The organism is Thermovenabulum sp. (genome assembly GCF_049701175.1).
In the GTDB taxonomy this organism is placed as follows: Bacteria; Bacillota; Thermosediminibacteria; order Thermosediminibacterales; family Thermosediminibacteraceae; genus Thermovenabulum.
The window spans coordinates 1-3,030 of record NZ_JBNATW010000056.1; the positions used below are offsets into that span (position 1 = coordinate 1).

The 3,030-nt window shown below is 35.0% G+C and carries 2 protein-coding genes and 3 pseudogenes; 2 read left to right on the forward strand and 3 right to left on the reverse strand.

All coding sequences use genetic code 11. The annotated features are described in order from the left end of the window. Positions 1-113: pseudogene (locus ACPLVF_RS11925) on the forward strand (RQC domain protein); the annotation flags it as partial. A 46-nt stretch (positions 114-159) separates the two neighbouring features. Here the strand turns inward: ACPLVF_RS11925 and ACPLVF_RS11930 are convergent. After that, positions 160-569: pseudogene (locus ACPLVF_RS11930) on the reverse strand (IS110 family transposase); the annotation flags it as partial. Between the two features lie 271 nt (positions 570-840). Here ACPLVF_RS11930 and ACPLVF_RS11935 point away from each other — a divergent pair. Then, positions 841-969 (forward strand): annotated as a pseudogene (locus tag ACPLVF_RS11935) (IS30 family transposase); the annotation flags it as partial. Between the two features lie 275 nt (positions 970-1,244). Here ACPLVF_RS11935 and ACPLVF_RS11940 read toward each other — a convergent pair. Both ACPLVF_RS11940 and ACPLVF_RS11945 read right to left on the reverse strand, forming a co-directional pair. Continuing rightward, entirely contained in the window at positions 1,245-1,385 is a 141-nt protein-coding gene (locus tag ACPLVF_RS11940; protein ID WP_424908046.1) for a hypothetical protein, read from the reverse strand. Positions 1,386-2,422: 1,037 nt separating this feature from the next. Next, positions 2,423-2,665, reverse strand: coding sequence for a hypothetical protein (locus ACPLVF_RS11945; RefSeq protein WP_424908047.1), 243 nt, complete (start codon positions 2,663-2,665; stop codon positions 2,423-2,425). Between the last annotated feature and the right edge of the window lie 365 nt (positions 2,666-3,030).

Consider the following 3,030-nt stretch of genomic DNA (forward strand, 5'->3'; position numbering starts at 1 on the left):
AGAATGCCAGGTTTATACCCCTATTGAAAGAATGGAAGAGAATAGAATATAAAAAAGTTCAAGCAGAGCTTCAAAAGGCAATTGATTATTTAATGAAAGAAGGTAAGATTTAATCTAACCAATTCTGCAAGGGCATCAGCTGGAAAATTTTATAAATTAAATCAAATTTGAGAGCTTAAAGCCAAAGCTTTGGAGGTATTTTTCAATACGGTTTTTCTGAGATAACAGTTCTTCTATTATGCTTTTATGGTATCTTGTAAGGTCTCGTAATTCTCGAATTGCTTGAGGAGGGATGAAACTTCCATATTAAAAGCCCTGCCCTTAAAAGAGTTGCAACCCATTCTGTATCTTTCATATCGGTTTTTTTTACTGGGGACATTTTTCATATGTCTTGCATTGGCAACTATAACCACCATAGTGCCGTCAAAAGCGTTTTCGAGAATTTAAGTGGAAAATGTTCTTATTGTTTTTTGGGGCTTATCGTCATTGACTAAACCTTTAATTAAACATGCAACGATAGTTTCTTTGTGGGCATCTAATCCACAACAAATTTCAAGTAAATCTTGCACCTTATTCACTCCTGTTAATTTTATTGCAGGGCTGATTACCTGAAAATATAGGAAGTTTAGCACCTGTGCTGTTCCCGTATTAAGATAATATGGGGCGACAATTGGCTGTGCTCAAAGGTAATCAGGTTAGGTTAATTGGCATGGTTGTGCTTTGTTAAGCATGGAGGGTTAATTGTAAAATTAAATGCGACACCAAAAAATAGTTGAACCATAGCGTGAAACCCGATATGATGTTGGTTGACCAAAACTAACATCAAGGAGGGTTTCAGCTATGGTTCTTACTAAGGAGTATATCACATCACATCGCACTTTTAAACACCTAACACCCTATGAAAGAGGTAAAATTTGTGCCCTGCTTAAAGAAGGTTTCTCGCCAACTCAAATCGCTAAAAAACTCGGAATCCCCACTTTTGCAACTCAAAAATCCCCAAATTTGCAAAGGTCATTGTATATAAATATAATGGGCAAAGCTACCGGATGAGGCAGTCTCTCACGAAACAGTTAAATTAACATAAACAGACAAAAACTTATACCTTGAATACAAACAAAAATATCCAAGAAGAAAGGTTTTTATCCTGGAAAATATTTTGAAGCGCCCAAAAAAATTAAGGGATAAGCGCAAGTTTGCCCTTTACAGTATTAAAACCATTACTCTCAATGTTCTTCTTTATCATTTTATCCTTTTACAATCTCTTTCCCTGCCTCAAAAGCTCTTTCAAGCACATCTTTTCTGTCATTTACTGCACCAAAGGAATTGAGGTTGTTAGCACCAATTATGGCTTTTACGTCCATGCCAAGTGTGCCTTTAAAAAACATGGAGAGCTCTTCCATAACCTTTTGACCGTTGTTAATTTAAAAAAAGCCCTTCCCCTCCCCTGTCATCCACCCCACCCAAATACTCCTCTAATTTGTGTGAAAAAAGTTTTTCCAAAAGGGCAAGTTCATGGTTCAAAGAAAAAAGGGATAAGTGGCGTAAACATTGGTTTTTCAATGCTCTACCCTTATCCCTTTGTTATTCTTTATAACTTAACCATTATTCCTTTTCCCTCATTCATTCCCCACTAAGGGGAATGGGTCAAGGGTTAAGCTTGCTCATTTTACAATCCGCAAGTCTTAAACATATTTTGTGCATTAACCTTTAGAGTTTCTCATGGTCCTGTACCAACCGAAGTGACTGTCCATAAACCGAGAGGGTTTTTGTTTAAATAAAAGAAACATAATTCTTCACCCAATCGACGATCACGGTAACCCTCAACGAAGAATTGCCATCCGTAAACTGTAGTCGCCCAGTGAGGCTCGTGGTACCCCCCTGGTGTAATTTTAACTTTCACTGCTGCAATAGGGCTACCGTGTAAGGCAACATAAAATCGGATTGCCCCCGTAGGAGTAAGGTTTTTACGCACTTTATCCACCTCACAGTTCTACTCATTCTCTTACAATTACGCATCATGGGAAGATTATAAACTGATTAGACTAATTTTCCTATACAACAAAATAAAACTTTTAATCTCTTTACCGCTCCTACTATTGAATATGTGTTTTCTTTCTCCCTTACTCCTTTTCCCTCATCCCTAATAGAAAAAGCAGGTCAAATCAAGAGAAAATACCTTGATCCAGCTGGGCGTTTTGGAAATTTAATTTTACCCTTGGAGCTATGGAACACTATATAACCACACTTTTTTTAACTCACCAATTAGGCTTGTATCGAAAAAATTTACCACATGTATTTATCAACTCGAAGAACATAGTATGAGCTTCTTGAAATCATCCCTTCACAACCCCTCTTACGTATATTCATACATAAGAGGTTATCATTAGATGGGGGAGTTTTCAATTGAAATCGTGGTCCATTTTTAAATTAACACAAACAGAATGTTAATGTCATATTTTTGACTGAGTTCTAACTGTTTTGAAATTCCTATAAAACCTGCATTCAAGAAAAAATCAATAAGAATTCTTTCTTTTACTCTTGGATTTGTTTCTTTAATAATTCTCATTGCATAATGATGCCAAGAGCTATTTGGATCAAGTAGGTATTTTTTAGCATTTTTTATATACCCTTTATCTCTTTCTCTGCGAACAATTTTTTTAGTCAAATCTAAAATCTTGCCTATATTCTCTTCTGGATTATTAGAAATGTAAGTAATTTAGTAAACTTTTTAGCCCCCTAACTACTTTGGACAGTTAGACTAAATATGACAAACTGTATTTTAATGGGTTAAATCAATGCCAGGGAAAAAAGAGGAGCCAGAATTTAATCAAAAAATTATTAAAGAAGCTATAGAAACTGGTAATTGCAAAGTTTTGCAAGAAATCATAATGAAGCTTTCAGTTTAATAGCAAGATAGGTAAGAGAATATAAAAGAAGTAATGAAGTTGGAATAACTAAAAGTCAAATTATCCAAAATTAGATAGTGTAAAATATTTTTAGGTCAAAAAGGAGGAAAAAGCAGAAAAAATG